This window comes from Pantoea sp. ABR1s (assembly GCF_057812235.1).
On record NZ_CM173823.1, the window covers coordinates 3101448 to 3122040 of the forward strand.

The window sequence follows — 20593 nt, forward strand, 5'->3', positions numbered from 1 at the left end:
CGGACATCCTGTCCGGTTCACGGCAATCCTCAGCATTCGGGGGAATACGCGAGGTCGGGTGTTGCCAGCCAGTGATTTAAATAGTGAGACACCGCCTGTGTCTCGCAATGCCCTAATACCGGCAGATGCGGTAGCGCGGCTTTCAGCTGCGCCATCGCATTGCCCATGATGAAACCCTGTCCGGCCTGCGCCAGCATCTCGCGATCGTTCATCGCATCACCAAACGCCATACACTCCGCCATGGTCAGCGACAGATGGTCACATAACAGTGCCAGCGCGCTGCCTTTATTGCAGCTGGCGGGTAACACCTCCAGACAATCCACGGCAGAGAAGCAGATGTTAGCCTGCTCGCCCAGTGCGGCATCCAGCTCTGTTTTTAGCTGACAGAGGCGCTGATGCTGATCGATAAAGCAGATTTTTGTCACCTGATGCGCGGGCAATCTTTTAAGATCGCACAGCTGATAGCCAAATCCGCTGATCTGATGGGCCACCAGCAGTTCAGGCTGTGGGTGATCGGTAAACCACCCCTGATCGTTGAAAACATGCAGGGTGGCGTGCGTATCCCAGCGGCGGTGGATCACCTCTTCGGCGACCGAAGAGGGCAGATCACGCGCAAAGATCAGATTGCCCTGCCTGTCGTGTACACGGGTACCATTACCGGTAATCAGCCACGCGGGCAGTGTCATTTTTTCCCGTAAGATCTGCATCTCCAGCAGATGGCGGCCCGTCGCTAGCGCCAGATTAACGCCACGCAGATGCAACGCCTGCAGGCTATCCAGCGTCTGCTGACCCAGTTGATGATCCGGCAGCAATAATGTGCCATCCATATCGAACGCGGCTAAACGCACCATGATTTACCTCCTGCTGAAAGATGAACTCCACTATTGCCTGTTAATTGCGGAACTAATAGTGAATACTTTTAAAAAACTGTTCCGGGTTTAACATGCGCCAGCTTAACCGTCTTAATCAGTTCCAGCGTCTGTGGCAGCAGAGTCAGGGCGCCCCACAGCAAACCTGCGTGGCGGAGATGGCCCGCCACTGTATCTGCAGCGAGCGTCATCTGCGCACGTTGCTGTCACAGTGGCAGCATGCAGGCTGGCTCAGCTGGCGCGGCGAGCCTGGCCGTGGCAAACAGGGACAGATAGTGTTTCTGCGCTCACCTGAACAATTACGGCAGCAGTTGCTGCAACAACAGCTCGACGCCGGAGACGCCGCTGAGGCCTTGCAGCTGCTGGATCTGCCGCCGGAAAGGCTGATCAATATGCTGCGGCCATTAATGGGTGGACAGTGGCAGAACGATACGCCGGTTCTGCGCATCCCCTACTATCGTCCGATGGAGAGCACAGAGCCGCGCCAGATTACCGGTCGGGCCGAGCAGCACCTGGCTCGCCAGATCTATTCCGGTCTGACTCGCTTTGAGCAGGATGAGCCGGTCGGCGATCTGGCGCATCACTGGCAACATGACGAGGCGTCATCTGGCTGGTTATTCTGGTTACGGCCTCAGCTGATGTGGCACAACGACGAACCTGTGCAGGCCGCACAACTGGTGGCGCAGTTCCACCAGCTGTTGCGGGATAGGCGCGTCAGTATGTTACTGGCCGATGTGGTCAGCGTGGATGCGCCCCATCCGCTTGCGGTGCGTTTCGTACTGCGACGCCCTGATTTCTGGCTGCCCCATCGGCTCGCCCACTTGTTGTGCCTGCTGCCCCATCCCATCGATCTCGCCACGGGCAGCGGGCCGTGGAAACTCAGGCACTTCAGCACCGAGCTGGTCAGGATTGAAAGTCACGCGCGCTGGCATCTGCAGCGCCCTCTGCTGCAGGCAGTAGAGTACTGGATTACCCCTCAGCTGTTTGATCCCGCTCTCGGCAGCAGCTGTCGTCATCCGGTGCAGATTGCGATAGGCGATGCCACAGAGCTCAGGACGCTGCAACCGGTCAGCAGCAGTATCAGCCTCGGCTTCTGTTATCTGGTCTGCCGACCGCGAGCCGGATTTACCGCTGATCAGGCGCGCACGCTTTTCCAGCTGATCCAGCAAAGCGGCATTGTCAGCCGGTTGCCTCTGGATGAGGGACTCATCACTCCCAGTAAAGAGCTATTACCTGGCTGGAGTGTGCCGCTGATTGATGCTGTCACGGTTCCCTTACCGTCTACCCTGACGCTGCATTATCAGTTGCCGGTTGAGCTACACCAGATGTCACAGGCGCTGGTTGCACTGTTAAAACAGCACGGCTGCACCCTGAAGGTAGTTTTTCATCCGGTAAAAAACTGGCACGGCATCGACCCGCTTGATGAGGCAGATATCGTGATGGGCGACAGACTGATTGGTGATGCGCCGGTCTTTACGCTGGCCAGCTGGTTGCAGACTGACCCGCTATGGCGGCCGCTGTGGCCCACACTGCAGGGCGAAGAGATTCAGGCGCAACTGCTGGCTATCCAGCAAATTGCTGACGACGAAACCCGTGCCCGCTCGCTGCATCAGCTTTATCATCAGCTGATGACGGGCGGCATCCTGCTGCCACTGTTCAATTATCGCTATCAAATTTACGCGCCGCCGGGCGTTGAAGGGATTGAACTGAATACGCTGGGCTGGTTCGATTTCAGCCGCGCATGGATCCCGCCGCCCATTGATCTGCCATGCAGCTGTTCAGCGGCGGACTGAGGCATTACCATAAGCGCAAAATTAATTATCAGGAAAACACCATGAAACGCGCTGTTGTAGTTTTCAGCGGTGGACAAGACTCCACTACCTGCCTGATTCAGGCCTTAGAACAATATGATGACGTTCATTGCGTCACTTTCGACTATGGACAACGCCATCGGGAAGAGATCGATGTGGCCCGCGACCTGGCGATTAAATTGGGCGCGCGCGCGCATAAAGTGCTGGATGTCACCATGCTGAACGAACTCGCCGTCAGCAGCCTGACGCGGGATAACATTCCGGTGCCGGCTTATAATCCCGAGGCCAGTGGATTACCCAGTACGTTTGTGCCGGGACGCAATATTCTCTTTCTGACGCTGGCCTCGGTTTACGCTTATCAGGTCGAAGCGGAAGCGGTGATCACTGGCGTCTGTGAGACCGATTTCTCCGGCTATCCCGATTGTCGCGATGAGTTTGTCAAAGCGCTGAACCATGCGGTGTCGCTTGGCATGGCGCGCGATGTTCGTTTTGAGACGCCGCTGATGTGGCTCAATAAAGCGGAAACCTGGGCGCTGGCGGATTACTGGCAGCAGCTTGCGCTGGTACGCGAGCAGACGCTGACCTGCTATAACGGCGTGAAAGGTGATGGATGTGGTGAGTGTGCAGCCTGTCATTTACGGGCCAATGGCCTGCAGGGTTATCTCAACGATCGTGCTGGCGTAATGGCGGCAATGAAAGCAAAAAGCGGTCTTAACTAAGAGTGTCTGAGGTGGCGGCAGAGAATCCGGGTTGCCGCCTTTTTATCGACTCATGCCATCAGACGCATCAGTCGCTCGCGCAACTCCCCTTCCAGCGCAACCGCCTTCTGAGTCCGTAAATCAATACAGACAAAAGTGAGTGCGGCATCCGCCACCACGGTCTCCTGCCCTGCCAGCAAAACCCGCTGCGCAATAATGCCGCTTTTGCCATTCAACTGCGTGATCTCACTGTCGATAGTCAGTACGTCGCCCAGCACGGCCGGGCGACGGTAGTTGATGTTGATGTTTACCACCACAAAAGCCAGTTTCTGTTCCTGCAACCAGTGGAATGCTTCCACCTCTTCCAGCCATTCCCAGCGCGCCTCCTCCAGAAACTCAAGATAGCGCGCATTATTGACGTGCTGATAGACATCCAGATGATAGCCGCGCACTTTTATGGTGGTCTGCATGATCATGCTCTCCTGCTGCTGTGAATTAACTGGTTGGACCTGTTCACTTTAGCAGAGTCGCCTGTCTATCGTGGGTTAAGCATCACAGATGTGTACTGCTTCACAATTTCAGCCGGGCCGCATTTCGCTCTATCAACGCATTGCCGATGCCCGGCACTTCACTGAGTTGCTGAATTGCGCTAAACGGTCCGTACTGTTCGCGATAGCTCACAATTGCCTGCGCCTTTTTCAGCCCCACCCCATTCATAACGGCAGAGAGCTGTTCGGCTGTTGCTTCATTGATGCTGACCTGCTCCTGCTGTGGCTGCGCGGCGGCTTCCGGCTTCGACGCAGGATGTGAGCTCTGCGTGACGGCTGCGCTGACAGGTTCAGGTGCCGCAGAGACGCTGCTGTGACAGAGTGCGCCGCCCAGCGCGAGTGAAAGATAAAAGGCAACGAGTTTAGGTTTAGCCATGCTGTGTTTCTCCTTGTGTGTAAACAGCAGCGACAGAGTGGCACTACTGCACGCAAGGCTCAAAAGCGGGATTTCAGAAATGGAAAAGGCCGCGAATGCGGCCTTTGATTGTTACAGTCGTTGCGCAGTTTCTGCGAGGCTTACTGCATTTGTGCGGCAGCGCCGTACTTAATTTTGGCCTCTTTACGCAGGTTTTGCAGTAACGCTTCAAACGCCAGCTGCGCATTATTCTGCGTAACGCCTTTGACCATTTCGTCAATCTGCGCCTGCGGCATGCTGCCGGTTTTAACTTTATCAACCGCCACCAGTACCACATTGCCCTGCATATCTTCGCTGACACCCCAGGAAGGTTTATTTTCCGCAGGCTGAGGCAGGTTAAAGGCAGTCTGTGCCACCGGATCCTGCGCATTGCGATCAACGGTCTTGCTGGCGCTCAGCGTCAGACCTGCGGCAGTCAGCGCATCCTGCTTACCGGCTTTGAGATCGGCCAGCAGCTTATCGGCCTGAGCTTTCGCCTGCTGCGTCGCTTTATCATGCTTAAGCGTGTCAGTGATCTGCGCCTTAACCTGCTCAAGCGGTTTTACCGCTTCCGGTTTATGCTCACTGATACGCAGCACAAAGGCACGGTCGCCATCGACAGTGATGATATCGGAGTTGTTGCCCGGCGCGCCGTTTTGCCCGACCAGACCGCCATTAAAGATCGCCTGCTTCACCGCATCAAAGTTAAGCTCATCTGGCAGCGTATCCTGACTGAACCAGCCAGTCTCTTTCGCTTTCAGACCAGAAGCCTGCTCTGCACCCGCCAGTGACTCATTGTCATTGCTGGCCGCTTCGCTGACTTTCTGTTGCACTTTGTAGAAGGCATCAACGCCCTTCTCCTGCTTCACTTTCGCTGCAATGGCGCTGCGCACTTCATCCAGTGGCTTAACCTGCTCTGGCTGAATATCGTCAAGACGAACCACCAGGAAGCCCACTGAAGATTTGATCACGCCTGACATCTGGCCTTTCTCAGTCAGACCGGCATTTTTCAGCTCATCCGGCGTCGTAGAGGGTTCCAGCCAGCCCATATCGCCGCCCTTACGCGCCGAGATCGGGTCAATGGATTTGGCTTTTGCCACGTCAGCGAAGCTGGCACCCGCTTTCAGCTGCGCCAGGACCGCATTGGCATCGGCTTCAGTTTTGGTCTGAATGACGCTGTAGCGCGTACGCTGTGGCTGCGAATAGTCCGCTTTATGCTGGTCGTACCAGGCCTGAATATCGGCCTCGCTGGCATCCTGCTGCATGCTGGCCGCATCCATCAGGAGGTAGCTGACACGGAACTGCTCTGGTGCCATAAAGCTGGTTTTATGCTGCTGATAATACTGACTGATTTCGTCGTCAGTAACGGCCTGCTTCGCCGCCAGTGCATTGACGTCCAGCGTCGCCTGACGAATCTCACGCTGCTGTGAAACCAGGTCCACCAGTTTGCTGGCTTCGCCTTTCAGCGTGAAGTCGGTGTTAGCCACGGCATTGATTAGCTGTTGATTGGAGAGCTGCTTACGCAGCGCTTCGGCATACTGGTCGGCGCTGAAGCCCATATTGCTGATCAGACTCAGATATTTGGCATTGTCGAATTTACCGTTGGTCTGAAAAGCCTGCTGATTGAAGATCGCCTGCTTCACCTGATCGTCGCTGATGCTGAGGTGGAGATCTTTGATGTAGCTATCAAGCAGCGCCTGATCGATTAGCTGCGACAGCGCCTGCTGGCGAATCTGCTGCATGTAGCCATCGTTGCTGGCCAGCTGTGAGAACTGATCGCCCAGCATCTGCTGCTGACGACTGCGCTCGCTGTTGAACGCCTGCTCCAGCTGTCCCCGGCTAATCTCCTGGCCGTTAACTTTGGCCGCATAGTCGTTATTGCCGCCAATCAGATAGTTGCCAACGCCCGTCAGCACAAAGGAGAGGATAATCAGCCCCAAAATAATCTTGAGCACGACATGGTTCGACGCCGCGCGTAAATTGTCCATCATGGTATGGCAACACTCCGCTGTAGTGTGAATGTAAAGCTCGGTCGCAATTCGCCATTGGCTGGCGACTCACGCAACTGCTGGCTTAGCTGGCAGTCTCAATCCGGTCCAGGTCCATCTTACGGCCCGATTCTCACCGGTTAAAACAAAAAAGGCACATCTGATTGATGTGCCCGTATGTTACATGAGAACGGGTTAATCGTCCTCTAATCCACTGAAGAAAATGCGTCAATGAATCTATTCGTTGTTATTAATTGACAGCGTCTTTCAATGCTTTACCAGCACGGAAGCCTGGTACTTTACCGGCCGGGATGGTGATCTCTTTACCGGTTTGCGGGTTGCGGCCGGTACGTGCAGCGCGGTCACGCACAGAGAATGTGCCGAAACCTACCAGAGCCACTTCATCACCGTCTTTCAGCGCATCTGAAACTGAGCCCATAAATGCATCTAAAACACGTCCCGCTGCAGCTTTAGAAATATCAGCATCGGCAGCAATTTTGTCGATCAATTGTGACTTATTCACTCTCTTCATCCCCTCTTTTATTATTTCACATCGTACCCTGCATCCGGCAGGGTGCGAACGCGCAGCAAGTTATATCAAGCCTGTGGAGCCGAAACAACGGAATTTCTCTGAGAACGTCGCGTCGGCAGCCACCTAAATTAACGGCACAAAAAAAAGCTGGCAAGCGCCAATTGCCTTGCCAGCTCCGCTTTTTAACGGTTTTTGCCGTTAATCACTATTTTGCTGTTACAACCTGCATACCGTATGGCGCATTTTCCAGTGCCAGATTCAGCACCTCTTCAATGCGTTTCACCGGATGAATCTCCAGATCGGCAATCACGTTCTGTGGAATCTCTTCCAGGTCGCGCTTGTTGTCGTCAGGGATCAGCACGGTTTTAATGCCACCACGGTGCGCTGCCAGCAGTTTCTCTTTCAGCCCGCCAATCGGCAGCACCTGACCACGCAGGGTGATCTCACCGGTCATCGCCACATCCGCCCGCACCGGGTTACCGGTCAGACAGGAGACCAGGGCAGTACACATGGCGATACCGGCACTTGGACCATCTTTTGGCGTAGCGCCTTCAGGTACGTGAACGTGAATATCACGTTTTTCGTAAAAGTCACCATTGATGCCCAGCTTCTCGGCACGGGCACGCACCACGGTCAGCGCAGCCTGAATCGACTCCTGCATCACTTCACCCAGAGAACCGGTGTAAGTCAGCTTGCCTTTACCTGGTACGCAGGCGGTTTCGATGGTCAGCAGATCGCCACCCACTTCGGTCCATGCCAGACCCGTTACCTGACCCACACGGTTTTCGCTGTCCGCACGACCGTAGTCGAAGCGCTGAACGCCCAGGAAATCCTTGAGGTTTTCGCCATTGATAGTGATGTGCTTTTTCGTCTTGTCCATCAGCAGCGATTTAACCGCTTTACGGCACAGTTTCGACAGCTCACGCTCAAGGCTACGCACACCGGCTTCACGGGTGTAGTAACGGATAATGCCCACAATCGCGCTGTCTTCAACCGTAATTTCATTGGCTTTCAGGGCGTTGCGCTCAATCTGCTTGGTCAGCAGATGCTGCTTAGCGATGTTCAGTTTTTCATCTTCGGTGTAACCCGACAGACGAATCACTTCCATACGGTCCAGCAGCGGTGCCGGGATGTTCATTGAGTTCGATGTGGCAACGAACATCACATCAGAAAGGTCATAGTCGACTTCCAGATAGTGGTCGTTGAACGCAATGTTCTGCTCAGGATCAAGCACTTCCAGCAGCGCTGAAGCCGGATCGCCGCGCATGTCAGAGGACATTTTGTCGATTTCATCCAGCAGGAACAGTGGGTTTTTAACCCCGACTTTCGCCATTTTCTGGATTAATTTACCCGGCATAGAGCCGATGTAAGTACGACGGTGACCGCGGATTTCAGCTTCATCACGCACGCCACCCAGCGCCATACGCACATATTTGCGTCCGGTTGCTTTGGCGATCGACTGACCGAGAGAGGTTTTACCTACCCCTGGCGGTCCGACCAGGCACAGAATCGGCCCTTTGATTTTGCTGACGCGACTCTGAACCGCAAGATACTCAAGAATACGATCCTTCACGCGCTCCAGCCCGTAATGGTCGGTATCCAGCGTCTCCTGCGCTTTACGCAGATCTTTCTTCACTTTGCTGCGCGCGTTCCACGGAACCTGCACCATCCAGTCGATATAGCCGCGAACCACGGTTGCTTCAGCGGACATCGGGGACATCATCTTCAGCTTCTGCAGCTCAGCTTCCGCTTTCTCGCGCGCTTCTTCCGGCATTTTTGCCGCATCGATTTTGCGTTTTAACGCTTCGTACTCGTCGGGCGCGTCGTCCATCTCGCCCAGCTCTTTCTGAATCGCCTTCATCTGCTCATTCAGATAGTACTCGCGCTGGCTCTTCTCCATCTGCTTCTTAACACGGTTGCGAATGCGCTTCTCAACCTGCAGCAGATCGATTTCAGATTCCATCATCGCCATCAGATATTCCAGACGTTCGTTGACGTCGGACATCTCCAGCACAGACTGTTTGTCTGCCAGCTTCAGTGGCATATGTGCTGCGACGGTGTCGGCAAGGCGGGCCGCATCGTCAATGTTGTTCAGCGAGGTTAAAACCTCGGGTGGGATCTTTTTGTTGAGTTTGATGTAGCCTTCAAACTGATTGATCGCCGTGCGCACCAGCACTTCCTGCTCGCGCTCTTCGATCTCTGGCGAAACCAGATATTCAGCTTGTGCCACAAAATGGTCACCGTTATCGGCCAGCGTCGTAATGTGGGCGCGCTGTAAACCTTCGACCAGGACTTTGACGGTGCCATCCGGCAGTTTCAGCATTTGTAATACTGATGCAACGGTCCCTACTGAGAAGAGATCGTTAATGCCAGGTTCATCCGTTGAAGCCTCTTTCTGTGCGACCAGCATGATTTTTTTATCATGATCCATTGCGGCTTCAAGGCACCGAATTGATTTTTCCCGGCCAACAAACAACGGAATTACCATGTGCGGATAAACCACCACGTCGCGCAGCGGCAACACGGGGATTTCAATGCGTTCAGAACGCTCAGGATTCATAGAGCTCTCTCTTTGTTTAATGTCCGCCAGGTGATGGGAACCGCATCAGGCAGGTATGCAGTTAAACCCACAGGTATCTGAGTATATGGGGATGATTGTCCGACATTCAACGTCACAGAGGCGAGAAAAGCAAAAGGGGAAACATTTTCCCCTTTTTTATTACGACAAGATGGACGATCTGTTTAATTATTCGCCAGATGCCTGGGCTTCATGCTTACCGTAGATCAACATGGGCTCAGACTGACCTTCAATAACTGATTCATCAATCACTACTTTTTCCACGTCGTCCATGGAAGGCAGGTCATACATCGTTTCCAGTAACGCGCCTTCTACAATTGAACGCAGACCACGTGCACCGGTTTTACGTGACATCGCTTTCTTAGCAATGGCGGTTAACGCCTCGTCACGGAACTCCAGCTCAACGCCTTCCAGGTTAAACAGCGCCTGGTACTGTTTGGTCAGGGCGTTCTTCGGCTCACGCAGAATCTGAATCAGCGCTTCTTCGCTCAGCTCGCTCAGGGTCGCAACAACAGGCAGACGACCGATGAACTCAGGGATCAGACCAAATTTGATCAAATCTTCTGGTTCACACTGCGCAAGCAGTTCGCCTTCGCTGGCTTTCTGCGATTTCCCTTTCACGGTCGCGCCGAAGCCGATACCGGATCCGGTTTCAACACGCTGGGCAATCACTTTGTCCAGGCCGGCAAATGCGCCGCCGCAGATAAACAGAATTTTAGAGGTATCAACCTGCAAAAATTCCTGCTGCGGATGCTTACGTCCACCCTGCGGGGGAACGGCAGCCACGGTGCCTTCAATCAGTTTAAGCAGTGCCTGCTGTACGCCTTCGCCTGACACGTCACGGGTAATCGACGGGTTATCAGACTTACGTGAGATTTTGTCGATTTCATCGATGTAAACGATGCCGCGCTGTGCTTTCTGTACGTCGTAGTCGCATTTCTGCAGCAGTTTCTGGATGATGTTTTCAACATCTTCACCCACGTAACCGGCTTCAGTCAGCGTGGTGGCATCAGCCATGGTAAACGGCACATCCAGCAGGCGTGCCAGCGTTTCTGCCAGCAGCGTTTTACCACTACCGGTCGGGCCAATCAGCAGAATGTTGCTTTTGCCCAGCTCGATACCATTGCTGGTATCGCCGTTGCGCAGACGCTTGTAGTGGTTGTAAACCGCAACCGCCAGCACTTTCTTCGCTCTTTCCTGACCGATGACATAATCATCGAGGTGATGGCGAATTTCATGTGGGGTTGGCAACGCACTACGTTCACGATGCGGGGCAACTTCCTTAATCTCTTCGCGAATGATGTCGTTGCACAGGTCAACACACTCATCGCAGATATACACTGACGGCCCGGCAATCAGCTTTCGCACTTCATGCTGGCTTTTGCCGCAAAAAGAGCAGTACAGCAACTTTCCTGAACCGTCTTTGCGCTTATCTGTCATCAGTTAACCTCTTCTTGTTCTCAGGCCATACCCGCGTACGGCTCAGGCCGTGCAGAGACGGCCGAAATTCATTCAACCCATAATAGTACCGTTGTCCTGTTAACTATAGACCAGGGACAACGGTAAGTCGGGTCTTATTGGCGATGCGTCAGAATTGAATCGACTAATCCATACTCTACCGCTTCATTTGCAGAGAGGAAACGGTCACGCTCGGTGTCACGCTCAATTTCTTCCAGCGTTTTACCGGTGTGCTCAGCCATCAGCTCATTCATACGCTGCTTAACTTTAAGGATTTCGCGCGCGTGGATCTCGATGTCTGACGCCTGACCCTGATAACCGCCCAGCGGCTGGTGGATCATCACACGTGAGTTTGGCAGACAGAAACGTTTGCCTTTGGTCCCCGCCGTCAGCAGGAAAGCGCCCATAGAACAGGCCTGTCCCATACAGATAGTGCTGACATCCGGTTTGATAAATTTCATGGTGTCGTAGATCGACATACCGGCCGTGATGACACCGCCTGGCGAGTTAATGTAGAGATAGATATCTTTTTCCGGGTTTTCAGCTTCCAGAAACAGCATCTGCGCCACAATCAGATTAGCCATGTGGTCTTCGACCTGGCCAGTCAGAAAAATGACGCGCTCTTTAAGCAGACGGGAGTAGATGTCGTAAGAACGCTCACCACGCGAAGTTTGTTCAACCACCATTGGCACCAGCGCATTGTGCGGTGCTGTATATTCACGATCGCCACTGTATGACATTACCGTCTCCTGGATAAATTTCATTGGCAACATTCTGTACCGATTCTACGTAAGACGCGCGGGAAACTCCACGCCGCGCCTTTTTCCGACACCTTCAGGACGGTTAATCAGCCAGCCTCACTCTTATTTCTGCATACTCCCTGTATCTGGGGATGCTGCACGCATGTTTCAAGCATAACAATCTTTTCCCTGTTCGCTAACCCGGAAAAAGCGATGCGTGAATAATTCGCCTGTTTATTAAACAAATAGCGGCGAAGAGTGGCTATCCGGACGCAAAACACAAAAAAGCCCGCGACTTTTCAGTCACGGGCTTAGCACAGACGGTTAAATGCGTGATCAGGCCTGAGCGGTCTGATTCATCAGATCCTGGAAGTTGGTCTCTTTCTCGGTCACTTTAGCTTTCGCCAGGACCGCTTCAACCGCTTGCTCTTCCAGCGCAACGTTGCGCATATTGTTCATCAGCTCGTTATTCTTGCTGTAGAACTCGATCACTTCCTGCGGATCTTCATACGCAGAAGCCATCTCTTCGATCATGGTGCTTACGCGCGCTTCGTCAGCTTTCAGCTCGTGGGTACGAATCACTTCGCCCAGCAGCAGACCGACAACCACACGGCGTTTAGCCTGCTCTTCGAACAGTTCGCGTGGCAGTTCCAGCGCCTGCTGTTCGTTGCCACCGAAACGCTGTGCAGCCTGACGACGCAGAACGTCGATTTCGCTGTCAACCAGCGCAGCTGGCACGTCGATTTCGTTCGCTTCAACCAGACCGTCGATTGCCTGAGTTTTGATGCGATTACGGATAGCGCCTTTCAGCTCGCGATCCATGTTCTTACGCACTTCAGTACGCAGACCGGCAACTGAACCATCTTCAACGCCGAAACGTTTGATGAACTCTTCAGTCAGCTCTGGCAGTTCGCGCGTTTCAACTTTCTTCAGCACGATCTCGAACTTCGCATCTTTCCCTTTCAGGTTTTCTGCGTGGTAGTCGTCCGGGAATTTCACGTCGATAGTGAAAGTTTCGCCCGCTTTGTGACCCACAACGCCTTCTTCAAAGCCTGGGATCATGCGGCCCTGGCCCATGGCCAGAACGAAATCAGAGGCTTTGCCGCCTTCGAACTCTTCACCGTCCACAGAACCGTTGAAATCGATAGTGGCACGATCTTCCGGACCTGCTGCAGCGTCGCTTTCGATCCAGTTGGCCTGCTGCTTGCGCAGAGTGTCCAGCATGGTATCAACGTCAGCATCAGTTACTTCAACGACAGGTTTTTCGACTTCGATGTTTTCCAGGCCTTTCAGCTCAACTTCCGGATAGACTTCGAATTCAACCGCGTAGGTGAAATCCTGACCTTCTTTGTATTCGCCTGGCACGTAGTTCGGTGCGCCAGCCGGATTAATTTTTTCTTTGATGATGGCGTCAACAAAGTTGCGCGTCATCAGCTCGCCCAGCACGTCCTGACGGACAGAAGCGCCGTAACGCTGTGCCACGATGTTCATCGGCACTTTGCCTTTACGGAAACCATCGATGCGAACTTTCCTGGCAACGTCAACCAGTTCTTTTTTTACAGCGCTTTCGATGCTGTCAGCAGCGACAGTAATCGTAATGCGACGGCCCAGGCCCTGAGTGGTTTCTACAGAAACTTGCATCTTGTTACCTCAAAAAATCACGTGCTCGGTCAACTTCAGACACCACACATAGTGAAATGCGCCGTATCCAACAACCGGGACGGCTTCCGTGAAGAGAACCTGATCCCTGTTACCAGAAGCGTCCCGAAGACATTCCGGAAAAATAGACGCAGCATTATAGCGGCATCGCTGGAATGAGTCGAGGATGCTAACTCACCACTTTTCAGCAGGTTTGCTGCTTTTTTGAGCCAGGGATCGCGTTTTTCGCTAAATAACAGAAAAAACGGCCCGCAGGCCGTTTCAGAGAAGGGAGATCAGGCGAGTGTTCCGGCACCACGACAGTTAGGCGAAGCCAGTACGGTATCCTGCAACCCTTCCCACTCTTTCAGGGTGTAAGTATGCAGGGCTAAGGCGTGTACGCTGCCCGCTAACTCAGCGGCCAGTTCGCCATAAATCAGGCGATGACGCGCCAGAAAGCGCTGGCCTGCAAAGCAGTCGCTCACGATGACCACTTTGAAGTGACTTTCCGATCCGGCAGGAACATTGTGCCGGTAACTTTCGTCGTGCACTTCCAGATGAGCTGGCTGAAACGCCACACGCAGCTTTTCTTCTATTTGTTCGCGGATCATGGCTATTACTCCTCAATGGCGAGCGCAGTGCCCCATCTCATTCAATCTTAGTCGCTTTTAGTGCGCTTACCCGTCAGCCGACGCTAAATATTGCATTTTATGTCAGGCCGCTTCCGGCACGCATAATAACGCAGCTGAAACGAACAGCAAACCGGCCTGTCAGAGAAGAGGCTTAAAACGGTTTCAGACACAATTTCCCCGGCAACAGGGCTTTTTTCACTGCCGGGCAATGCTATGATAACCGCAGTTTTTGCAAACCAACCCCCTGACACCAACGAGAAAAAGTATGTTGAAAAAACTGTTATTCCCACTGTTGGCTGCGTTCATTTTAGCCGGCTGTGCAACCAGCAATAATACCCTGACTATCCAGCCTAAAATTCAGTTACCGCAGCAGGACCCAGGCCTGATGGGCGTGACTGTCAGCATCAACGGTGCCGACCAGCGTAAAGATCAGGCGCTGGCAAAAGTAAATCGTGATGGTCAGTTAGTGACCTTAACGTCATCGCGCGACCTGCGTTTCCTGCTGCAGGAAGTGCTGGAGAAGCAGATGACAGCACGCGGCTATATGATTGGTCCTAATGGCGCGGTCGATCTGCAGATTGTGGTGAACAACCTCTATGCCGACGTCACTCAGGGCAATGTGCGCTACAGCATCACCACCAAAGCGGACATCTCTATTATCGCAACAGCGAAAAACGGCAACAAACAGGTTAAAAACTACCGCCAGACTTACAGCGTAGAAGGCGCGTTCAACGCCAATAACCAGAAGATTACCAACGCGGTGAACGCCACTATGAGCGATGTGATCGCGGATATGGCTCAGGACACCAGCGTCAACGACTTCATCAAGCAGAACGCCCGTTAATTCAGTCTCTCCTCTGCCCTGCCTTGCGCAGGGCTTTTTGTTATCTGCAGGATCCGCATGAACCACTATCTTCGCCTCTTCAGCCAGAAAAACGCCGCCGTATTGCTGCTTCTTGGTTTTGCTTCCGGACTGCCGCTGGCCCTGACATCGGGCACGTTGCAGGCGTGGATGACGGTGGAAAATGTCGACCTGAAAACCATCGGCTTCTTTTCGCTGGTCGGCCAGGCCTATGTCTTTAAGTTTCTCTGGTCACCGATGATGGACCGCTATACGCCGCCGTTTCTGGGCCGGCGTCGCGGCTGGTTACTGGTCAGTCAGCTGGCGCTGGTTGGCGGGATAATCGCGATGGGATTTCTGCAACCGGGACGCGATCTTACCCTGATGGCCGCGCTGGCCGTGCTGATTGCCTTCTGCTCCGCCTCACAGGACATCGTTTTTGACGCATGGAAAACGGACATCCTGCCGCCTGAAGAGCGTGGCAGCGGTGCGGCGATTACCGTGCTGGGGTATCGACTGGCAATGCTGATTTCCGGCGGGCTGGCGTTGTGGCTGGCTGACCGCTACCTCGGCTGGCAGGCAACCTACTGGCTGATGGCGCTGATGATGGTGCCGGGCATTATCGCCACGCTGGTGGCGAGCGAGCCAGATACCCGTATCTCCACACCCCATTCACTGCGTCAGGCGGTGGTCAATCCGCTAAAAGATTTCTTTCAGCGCAACAACGCCTGGCTGCTGATTACCCTGATTATTCTTTACAAGCTGGGCGATGCGTTTGCCGCCTCGCTGACCACCACTTTTTTGATTCGCGGCGTGGGCTTCAACGCCGGTGACGTCGGTCTGGTCAACAAGACGCTGGGTCTGCTGGCGACCATTATCGGCGCGCTCTATGGCGGCGTACTGATGCAGCGTCTGAGCCTGTTCCGGGCGCTAATGATTTTCGGTCTGCTGCAGGCTGTCTCGAACTTTGGTTACTGGCTGCTGGCGGTGACCGATAAACAGTTGTGGAGCATGGCCAGCGCGGTCTTTGTTGAAAATCTCTGTGGCGGCATGGGCACCGCGGCCTTTGTGGCGCTGTTAATGACGCTGTGCAATAAGTCGTTCTCCGCTACCCAGTTCGCCCTGTTGTCGGCGCTCTCAGCGGTGGGTCGGGTCTATGTGGGCCCGGCGGCGGGCTGGCTGGTGGAACTCTGGGGCTGGCCGACCTTTTATGCATTCACGGTGATGGCGGGTCTGCCGGGCCTGGTGCTGCTGGCTTTTTGCCGACAAACATTGAATCAGGTCGAGCAAAGTGGCAATTTTCTGACACGTAGCTACTATCCTCATGGCTATCGCTGGACTAATCGTCTGTTTGCAGCCGGATGCGGCGTGCTGGCGCTCTGGCTGGTGGCTCTGGCACTGAATGCGTTGGGCGTGACGGCGCTGACACCGCTGCTTACCCGGCTGTTTGAGCTGGGTATGACACTCTCCCTGCTGGCGGTGCTTTCGGGAGTGTTGCTGGACTATCGGGCCCTGAAGAGAACCCCTGCGTTGCCTGCATCAGATGCTTAAGTGAAATCGATAGGTTTACGGGCTGCGGCTTATTTTATGACACCCCGATAAGTCGCCGCCATTTATCATCGCGTGTTATTTTTTAAAAATAACAATGTGACCTGAGGAGGCGTAGCGGAAATACTAAAAACCGGTGAGCAATTACTTTAGTTAAATTTCATCGCGCAAATGATGCAGACTTGTTAAATATTTGGGAGTTAAAAGTAAGGGTTATTCCTTTCCCTGATTTTTTTACGGTTACTTCCATTGGTTTTTGTTATATTGATGCCAACTGCTTGTCTGCGTTAATTATTTGTCACCTGGCGCAACATCTGTGACACCCTTAGCAAAAGGTGTCAACACGTATCTGACACATCCTTAAGCTGGTTTACACTGCATAAACCTTCCCGTAAAATGCGCGCACACTTAAACGACAATAGAGCCCTTTGTCATTGAGGTCGTTAAATGAGACTCAGTAAATACAATAAAAGTTTGGGGATTTTGTCATTAATTGCAGGCACTTTATTAATGAGTGGCTGCGATAGTGCATTGTTAAATCCCAAAGGACAGATTGCACTGGAGCAACGTTCGCTGATACTGACTGCCTTTGGCCTGATGTTGATCGTCGTCATCCCCGCAGTCCTGATGGCCGTGGTGTTTGCCTGGAAATATCGGGCGTCCAACACGAATGCGAAGTACAGCCCTAACTGGTCACACTCTAACAAAGTGGAAGCCGTGGTCTGGACCATTCCGATCCTGATCATTCTCTTCCTCAGCGTGCTGACCTGGAAATCAACCCACGCACTGGAGCCCAGCAAACCGCTGCAATCTGATGTGAAACCGGTTGAGATCGATGTGGTTGCACTGGACTGGAAATGGTTGTTCATTTACCCGGAACAGGGTATTGCGACCGTGAACCAGATTGCCTTCCCGGCAAATACTCCGGTGAACTTCAAAATCACGTCTAACTCCGTCATGAACTCTTTCTTCATCCCAACGCTCGGCAGCCAGATTTATGCGATGGCTGGTATGCAGACCAAGCTGCATCTGATTGCAAATGAGCCGGGAATTTTCGACGGTATCTCTGCGAACTTCAGTGGTCGTGGTTTCTCTGGCATGAAGTTTAAAGCCATTGCAACCAAAGACGATGCGGAATTCCAGCAGTGGGTGGCTAAAGTTAAAGCAGCCCCTAACACGCTGAACACTATGGATGATTTCGAGAAAGTGGCTGTGCCAAGCGAAAATCACCCGGTGGAATATTTCTCTTCAGCTGATCCGAAACTGTTCATGCAAGTCATCGACAAGTTCAAGATGAGCCACGGGAAAATGGACATGCCAAAACATGAAGGTATGGACATGAGTCACGCCGCTTCCGCGGGAGCCGAGGAATAATACGATGTTCGGAAAATTAACACTTGATGCAGTGCCGTACCATGAGCCGATTATCATGGTTACGGTTGCCGCTATCCTGATAGGTGGTGCAGCGCTGGTTGCTGCGCTCACCTATTTTGGTAAGTGGAAATATCTGTGGTCTGAATGGCTGACGTCAGTCGACCACAAACGCCTGGGTATCATGTACATCATCATGGCGTTCGTCATGCTGATTCGTGGTTTCGCTGATGCCATTATGATGCGTACCCAGCAGGTTATGGCTTCGGCCGGTGAAGCGGGCATTCTGCCACCGCACCACTACGACCAGATCTTTACCGCGCATGGCGTGATTATGATCTTCTTCGTGGCGATGCCGTTCGTGGTTGGCCTGATGAACATCGCGGTTCCGTTGCAGATTGGTGCACGTGACGTTGCGTTCCCGTTCCTGAACAACCTGAGCTTCTGGTTTACTGCGGTCGGTGTGATCCTGGTTAACCTGTCTCTGGGTGTGGGCGAGTTCGCACAGACCGGCTGGCTGGCTTATCCGCCGCTTTCCGGCGCGGAGTACAGTCCCGGGGTCGGGGTCGATTACTGGATCTGGAGCCTTCAGCTTTCAGGTATTGGTACGACCTTAACCGGTATTAACTTCTTCGTGACCATCCTGAAGATGCGTGCACCGGGCATGAGCCTGTTCAAAATGCCGGTATTTACCTGGACCGCGCTGTGCACCAACGTCCTGATCATCGCTGCGTTCCCGGTTCTGACCGTGACCCTGGCGCTGTTGACCCTTGATCGTTATCTCGGCTTCCATTTCTTCACCAATGAAATGGGCGGGAACATGATGATGTACGTCAACCTGATCTGGGTCTGGGGCCATCCGGAAGTGTATATCCTGGTACTGCCGGTGTTTGGTGTGTTCGCAGAAATTACTGCGACCTTCTCCAAAAAACGTCTGTTTGGTTATACCTCACTGGTGTGGGCGACCATCGCCATTACCGTGCTGTCGTTTATCGTCTGGTTGCACCACTTCTTCACCATGGGTGCGGGTGCCAACGTTAACGCCTTCTTCGGTATCATGACGATGATCATCGCGATTCCGACAGGGGTTAAAATCTTTAACTGGCTGTTCACCATGTATCAGGGCCGCATTCAGATGCACTCTGCCATGCTGTGGACCGTTGGCTTCCTGGTAACCTTCTCTGTAGGGGGTATGACCGGCGTACTGCTGGCCGTTCCGGGTGCTGACTTTATTCTGCACAACAGCCTGTTCCTGATTGCACACTTCCATAACGTTATCATCGGTGGTGTGGTGTTCGGTTGTATGGCGGGCGTGACCTACTGGTTCCCGAAAGCATTTGGCTTCACCCTGAACGAAACCTGGGGCAAGCGCGCATTCTGGTTCTGGATCATTGGCTTCTTCGTTGCCTTTATGCCGCTGTACGCACTGGGCTTCATGGGTATGACACGTCGTCTGAGCCAGGATATCGATCCACAGTTCCACACCTTGCTGGTGGTAGCTGCGGGCGGTGCCGGTCTGATTGCGCTGGGTATTCTGTGTCAGCTGACCATGTTCTACGTCTCGGTACGTGACCGCGATCAGAACCGTGATGTGACGGGTGACCCATGGGGCGGTCGTACGCTGGAGTGGGCAACCTCTTCACCACCACCGTTCTATAACTTTGCTGTCATCCCGCATGTGCATGAGCGTGACGCTTTCTGGGAAATGAAAGAGAAAGGCGAAGCGTACAAACAGCCGGAATCTTATGAAGAGATTCATATGCCGAAAAACAGCGGTGCCGCAATTATCATCTGCGCATTTGCAACGGTAATGGGTTTCGCGCTGATCTGGCATATCTGGTGGCTGGCGGGTGTTTCATTCCTCGGCATGATCGTTTCCTGGATCGTGAAGAGCTTCGACGAAGACGTGGATTACTACGTTCCGGTTGCCGAAGTTCAGAAGATTGAGAACCAGCACTTTGACGAAATCAGCAAAGCAGGTCTGAAATAATGTCAACTGAAACTCTGATTAAACATCACCACGACGCCCATGCGGAGCATGGGCATCACGATGCAGGAGCCAATAAAGTCTTTGGCTTCTGGATCTACCTGATGAGTGACTGCATTATCTTCGCAACCCTGTTTGCGACCTATGCTGTCATGGTCAACAACACTGCCGGTGGCCCGGCAGGTAAAGATATCTTTGAGCTGCCGTTTGTTCTGGTAGAAACCGCCCTGCTGCTGTTGAGTTCGATCACTTACGGCATGGCTGTTATCTCCATGAATAAGGAGCAAAAAGGTGCCGTTATCGGCTGGCTGGCGCTGACCTTCCTGTTCGGTCTGGGCTTCATCGGAATGGAAATCTATGAATTCCATCACCTGATTGCTGAAGGCTTTGGTCCGGATCGCAGTGGCTTCCTGTCTGGCTTCTTTACGCTGGTCGGTACCCACGGTCTGCACGTGACCTCAGGTCTGATCTGGATGCTGGTTCTGATGTTCCAGATTTCCAAACGTGGCCTGAACGCGACTAATCGCACCCGTATCATGTGTCTGAGCCTGTTCTGGCACTTCCTGGACGTGGTCTGGATTTGCGTCTTCACCGTTGTTTACCTGATGGGAGCCATGTAATGAGTCATTCTGTTAACGAACATGGCGCTTCACACGGTAGCGTGAAGTCCTACATGATCGGCTTCATCCTCTCTATCATCCTGACGGCGATCCCGTTCTGGATGGTAATGGATGGCAGTGCATCTCACGGTACTATCCTTGGTGTTGTTCTGGTATGTGCGGTGATTCAGGTGCTGGTTCACCTGGTCTACTTCCTGCACTTAGACAGCAAATCTGAGGGTGGCTGGAACATGGTAGCCATTGTCTTCTCGGCCATCATCATCCTGATTGTCGTAGTAGGCTCACTGTGGATCATGTGGAACCTCAACTACAACATGATGCCTCACTAAAGAGTCACGCG

Annotated in this window: 18 protein-coding genes; 8 read left to right on the forward strand and 10 right to left on the reverse strand. The window is 53.3% G+C overall.

Annotated features, from left to right (window positions below):
- Window positions 1-29: 29 nt before the first annotated feature.
- Window positions 30-851: an HMP-PP phosphatase gene (gene cof, locus ACXKZD_RS14710; RefSeq protein WP_033779652.1), complete on the reverse strand. Its 822-nt coding sequence runs from the start codon at window positions 849-851 to the stop codon at window positions 30-32.
- Between the two features lie 92 nt (window positions 852-943).
- Between cof and ACXKZD_RS14715 the strand changes: the two genes are divergently transcribed.
- Both ACXKZD_RS14715 and queC read left to right on the forward strand, forming a co-directional pair.
- Entirely contained in the window at window positions 944-2662 is a 1719-nt protein-coding gene (locus ACXKZD_RS14715; protein ID WP_488981700.1) for an SgrR family transcriptional regulator, read from the forward strand.
- A 41-nt stretch (window positions 2663-2703) separates the two neighbouring features.
- Window positions 2704-3399: a 7-cyano-7-deazaguanine synthase QueC gene (queC, locus tag ACXKZD_RS14720; RefSeq protein ID WP_031592184.1), complete on the forward strand. Its 696-nt coding sequence runs from the start codon at window positions 2704-2706 to the stop codon at window positions 3397-3399.
- 50 nt (window positions 3400-3449) lie between these two features.
- Here queC and ACXKZD_RS14725 read toward each other — a convergent pair whose 3' ends face one another.
- The 9 genes from ACXKZD_RS14725 to bolA all read right to left on the reverse strand — a co-directional run bounded on the left by ACXKZD_RS14725 (window position 3450) and on the right by bolA (window position 13865).
- On the reverse strand, window positions 3450-3848 hold the full coding sequence (locus ACXKZD_RS14725) for a YbgC/FadM family acyl-CoA thioesterase (RefSeq protein ID WP_010671209.1): 399 nt from the start codon (window positions 3846-3848) through the stop codon (window positions 3450-3452).
- A 100-nt stretch (window positions 3849-3948) separates the two neighbouring features.
- Window positions 3949-4302 carry a ComEA family DNA-binding protein gene (locus ACXKZD_RS14730; RefSeq protein WP_010255849.1) on the reverse strand — a complete coding sequence of 118 codons (354 nt, stop codon included), beginning with the start codon at window positions 4300-4302 and terminating at the stop codon, window positions 3949-3951.
- A 140-nt stretch (window positions 4303-4442) separates the two neighbouring features.
- On the reverse strand, window positions 4443-6311 hold the full coding sequence (gene ppiD, locus ACXKZD_RS14735; RefSeq protein ID WP_010255421.1) for a peptidylprolyl isomerase: 1869 nt from the start codon (window positions 6309-6311) through the stop codon (window positions 4443-4445).
- A gap of 247 nt (window positions 6312-6558) precedes the next feature.
- Window positions 6559-6831 (reverse strand): nucleoid-associated protein HU-beta, encoded by a 273-nt coding sequence (hupB, locus tag ACXKZD_RS14740; protein ID WP_009091701.1) that lies wholly within the window; start codon window positions 6829-6831, stop codon window positions 6559-6561.
- 214 nt (window positions 6832-7045) lie between these two features.
- Window positions 7046-9400 carry an endopeptidase La gene (lon, locus tag ACXKZD_RS14745; RefSeq protein WP_010255415.1) on the reverse strand — a complete coding sequence of 785 codons (2355 nt, stop codon included), beginning with the start codon at window positions 9398-9400 and terminating at the stop codon, window positions 7046-7048.
- Between the two features lie 186 nt (window positions 9401-9586).
- Entirely contained in the window at window positions 9587-10858 is a 1272-nt protein-coding gene (clpX, locus tag ACXKZD_RS14750) for an ATP-dependent protease ATP-binding subunit ClpX (RefSeq protein WP_010671205.1), read from the reverse strand.
- A gap of 134 nt (window positions 10859-10992) precedes the next feature.
- Window positions 10993-11616, reverse strand: a complete 624-nt coding sequence (gene clpP, locus ACXKZD_RS14755; protein ID WP_010255410.1) for an ATP-dependent Clp endopeptidase proteolytic subunit ClpP — start codon at window positions 11614-11616, stop codon at window positions 10993-10995.
- A 336-nt stretch (window positions 11617-11952) separates the two neighbouring features.
- Window positions 11953-13257 carry a trigger factor gene (gene tig / locus ACXKZD_RS14760; protein WP_010255408.1) on the reverse strand — a complete coding sequence of 435 codons (1305 nt, stop codon included), beginning with the start codon at window positions 13255-13257 and terminating at the stop codon, window positions 11953-11955.
- Window positions 13258-13550: 293 nt separating this feature from the next.
- Window positions 13551-13865: a transcriptional regulator BolA gene (gene bolA, locus ACXKZD_RS14765; RefSeq protein ID WP_008924895.1), complete on the reverse strand. Its 315-nt coding sequence runs from the start codon at window positions 13863-13865 to the stop codon at window positions 13551-13553.
- Window positions 13866-14151: 286 nt separating this feature from the next.
- On the opposite strand from bolA, the gene ACXKZD_RS14770 reads away from it, so the two are divergent.
- The 6 genes from ACXKZD_RS14770 (at window position 14152) to ACXKZD_RS14795 (ending at window position 20582) form a co-directional block, all read left to right on the forward strand.
- Window positions 14152-14730: a lipoprotein gene (locus ACXKZD_RS14770; protein WP_010255406.1), complete on the forward strand. Its 579-nt coding sequence runs from the start codon at window positions 14152-14154 to the stop codon at window positions 14728-14730.
- Between the two features lie 57 nt (window positions 14731-14787).
- Window positions 14788-16278, forward strand: coding sequence for a muropeptide MFS transporter AmpG (ampG, locus tag ACXKZD_RS14775; RefSeq protein WP_163851329.1), 1491 nt, complete (start codon window positions 14788-14790; stop codon window positions 16276-16278).
- Between the two features lie 444 nt (window positions 16279-16722).
- The gene (gene cyoA / locus ACXKZD_RS14780; RefSeq protein ID WP_010255402.1) at window positions 16723-17649 is read left to right on the forward strand and encodes a cytochrome o ubiquinol oxidase subunit II; all 927 of its coding nucleotides are present in this window, start codon (window positions 16723-16725) and stop codon (window positions 17647-17649) included.
- 4 nt (window positions 17650-17653) lie between these two features.
- Window positions 17654-19636 (forward strand): cytochrome o ubiquinol oxidase subunit I, encoded by a 1983-nt coding sequence (gene cyoB, locus ACXKZD_RS14785; protein ID WP_010255400.1) that lies wholly within the window; start codon window positions 17654-17656, stop codon window positions 19634-19636.
- Entirely contained in the window at window positions 19636-20253 is a 618-nt protein-coding gene (locus ACXKZD_RS14790; RefSeq protein ID WP_009091720.1) for a cytochrome o ubiquinol oxidase subunit III, read from the forward strand. The genes cyoB and ACXKZD_RS14790 overlap by 1 nt, the downstream gene beginning before the upstream one ends.
- Entirely contained in the window at window positions 20253-20582 is a 330-nt protein-coding gene (locus ACXKZD_RS14795; protein WP_008924889.1) for a cytochrome o ubiquinol oxidase subunit IV, read from the forward strand. The genes ACXKZD_RS14790 and ACXKZD_RS14795 overlap by 1 nt, the downstream gene beginning before the upstream one ends.
- The last annotated feature ends 11 nt before the right edge of the window (window positions 20583-20593 follow it).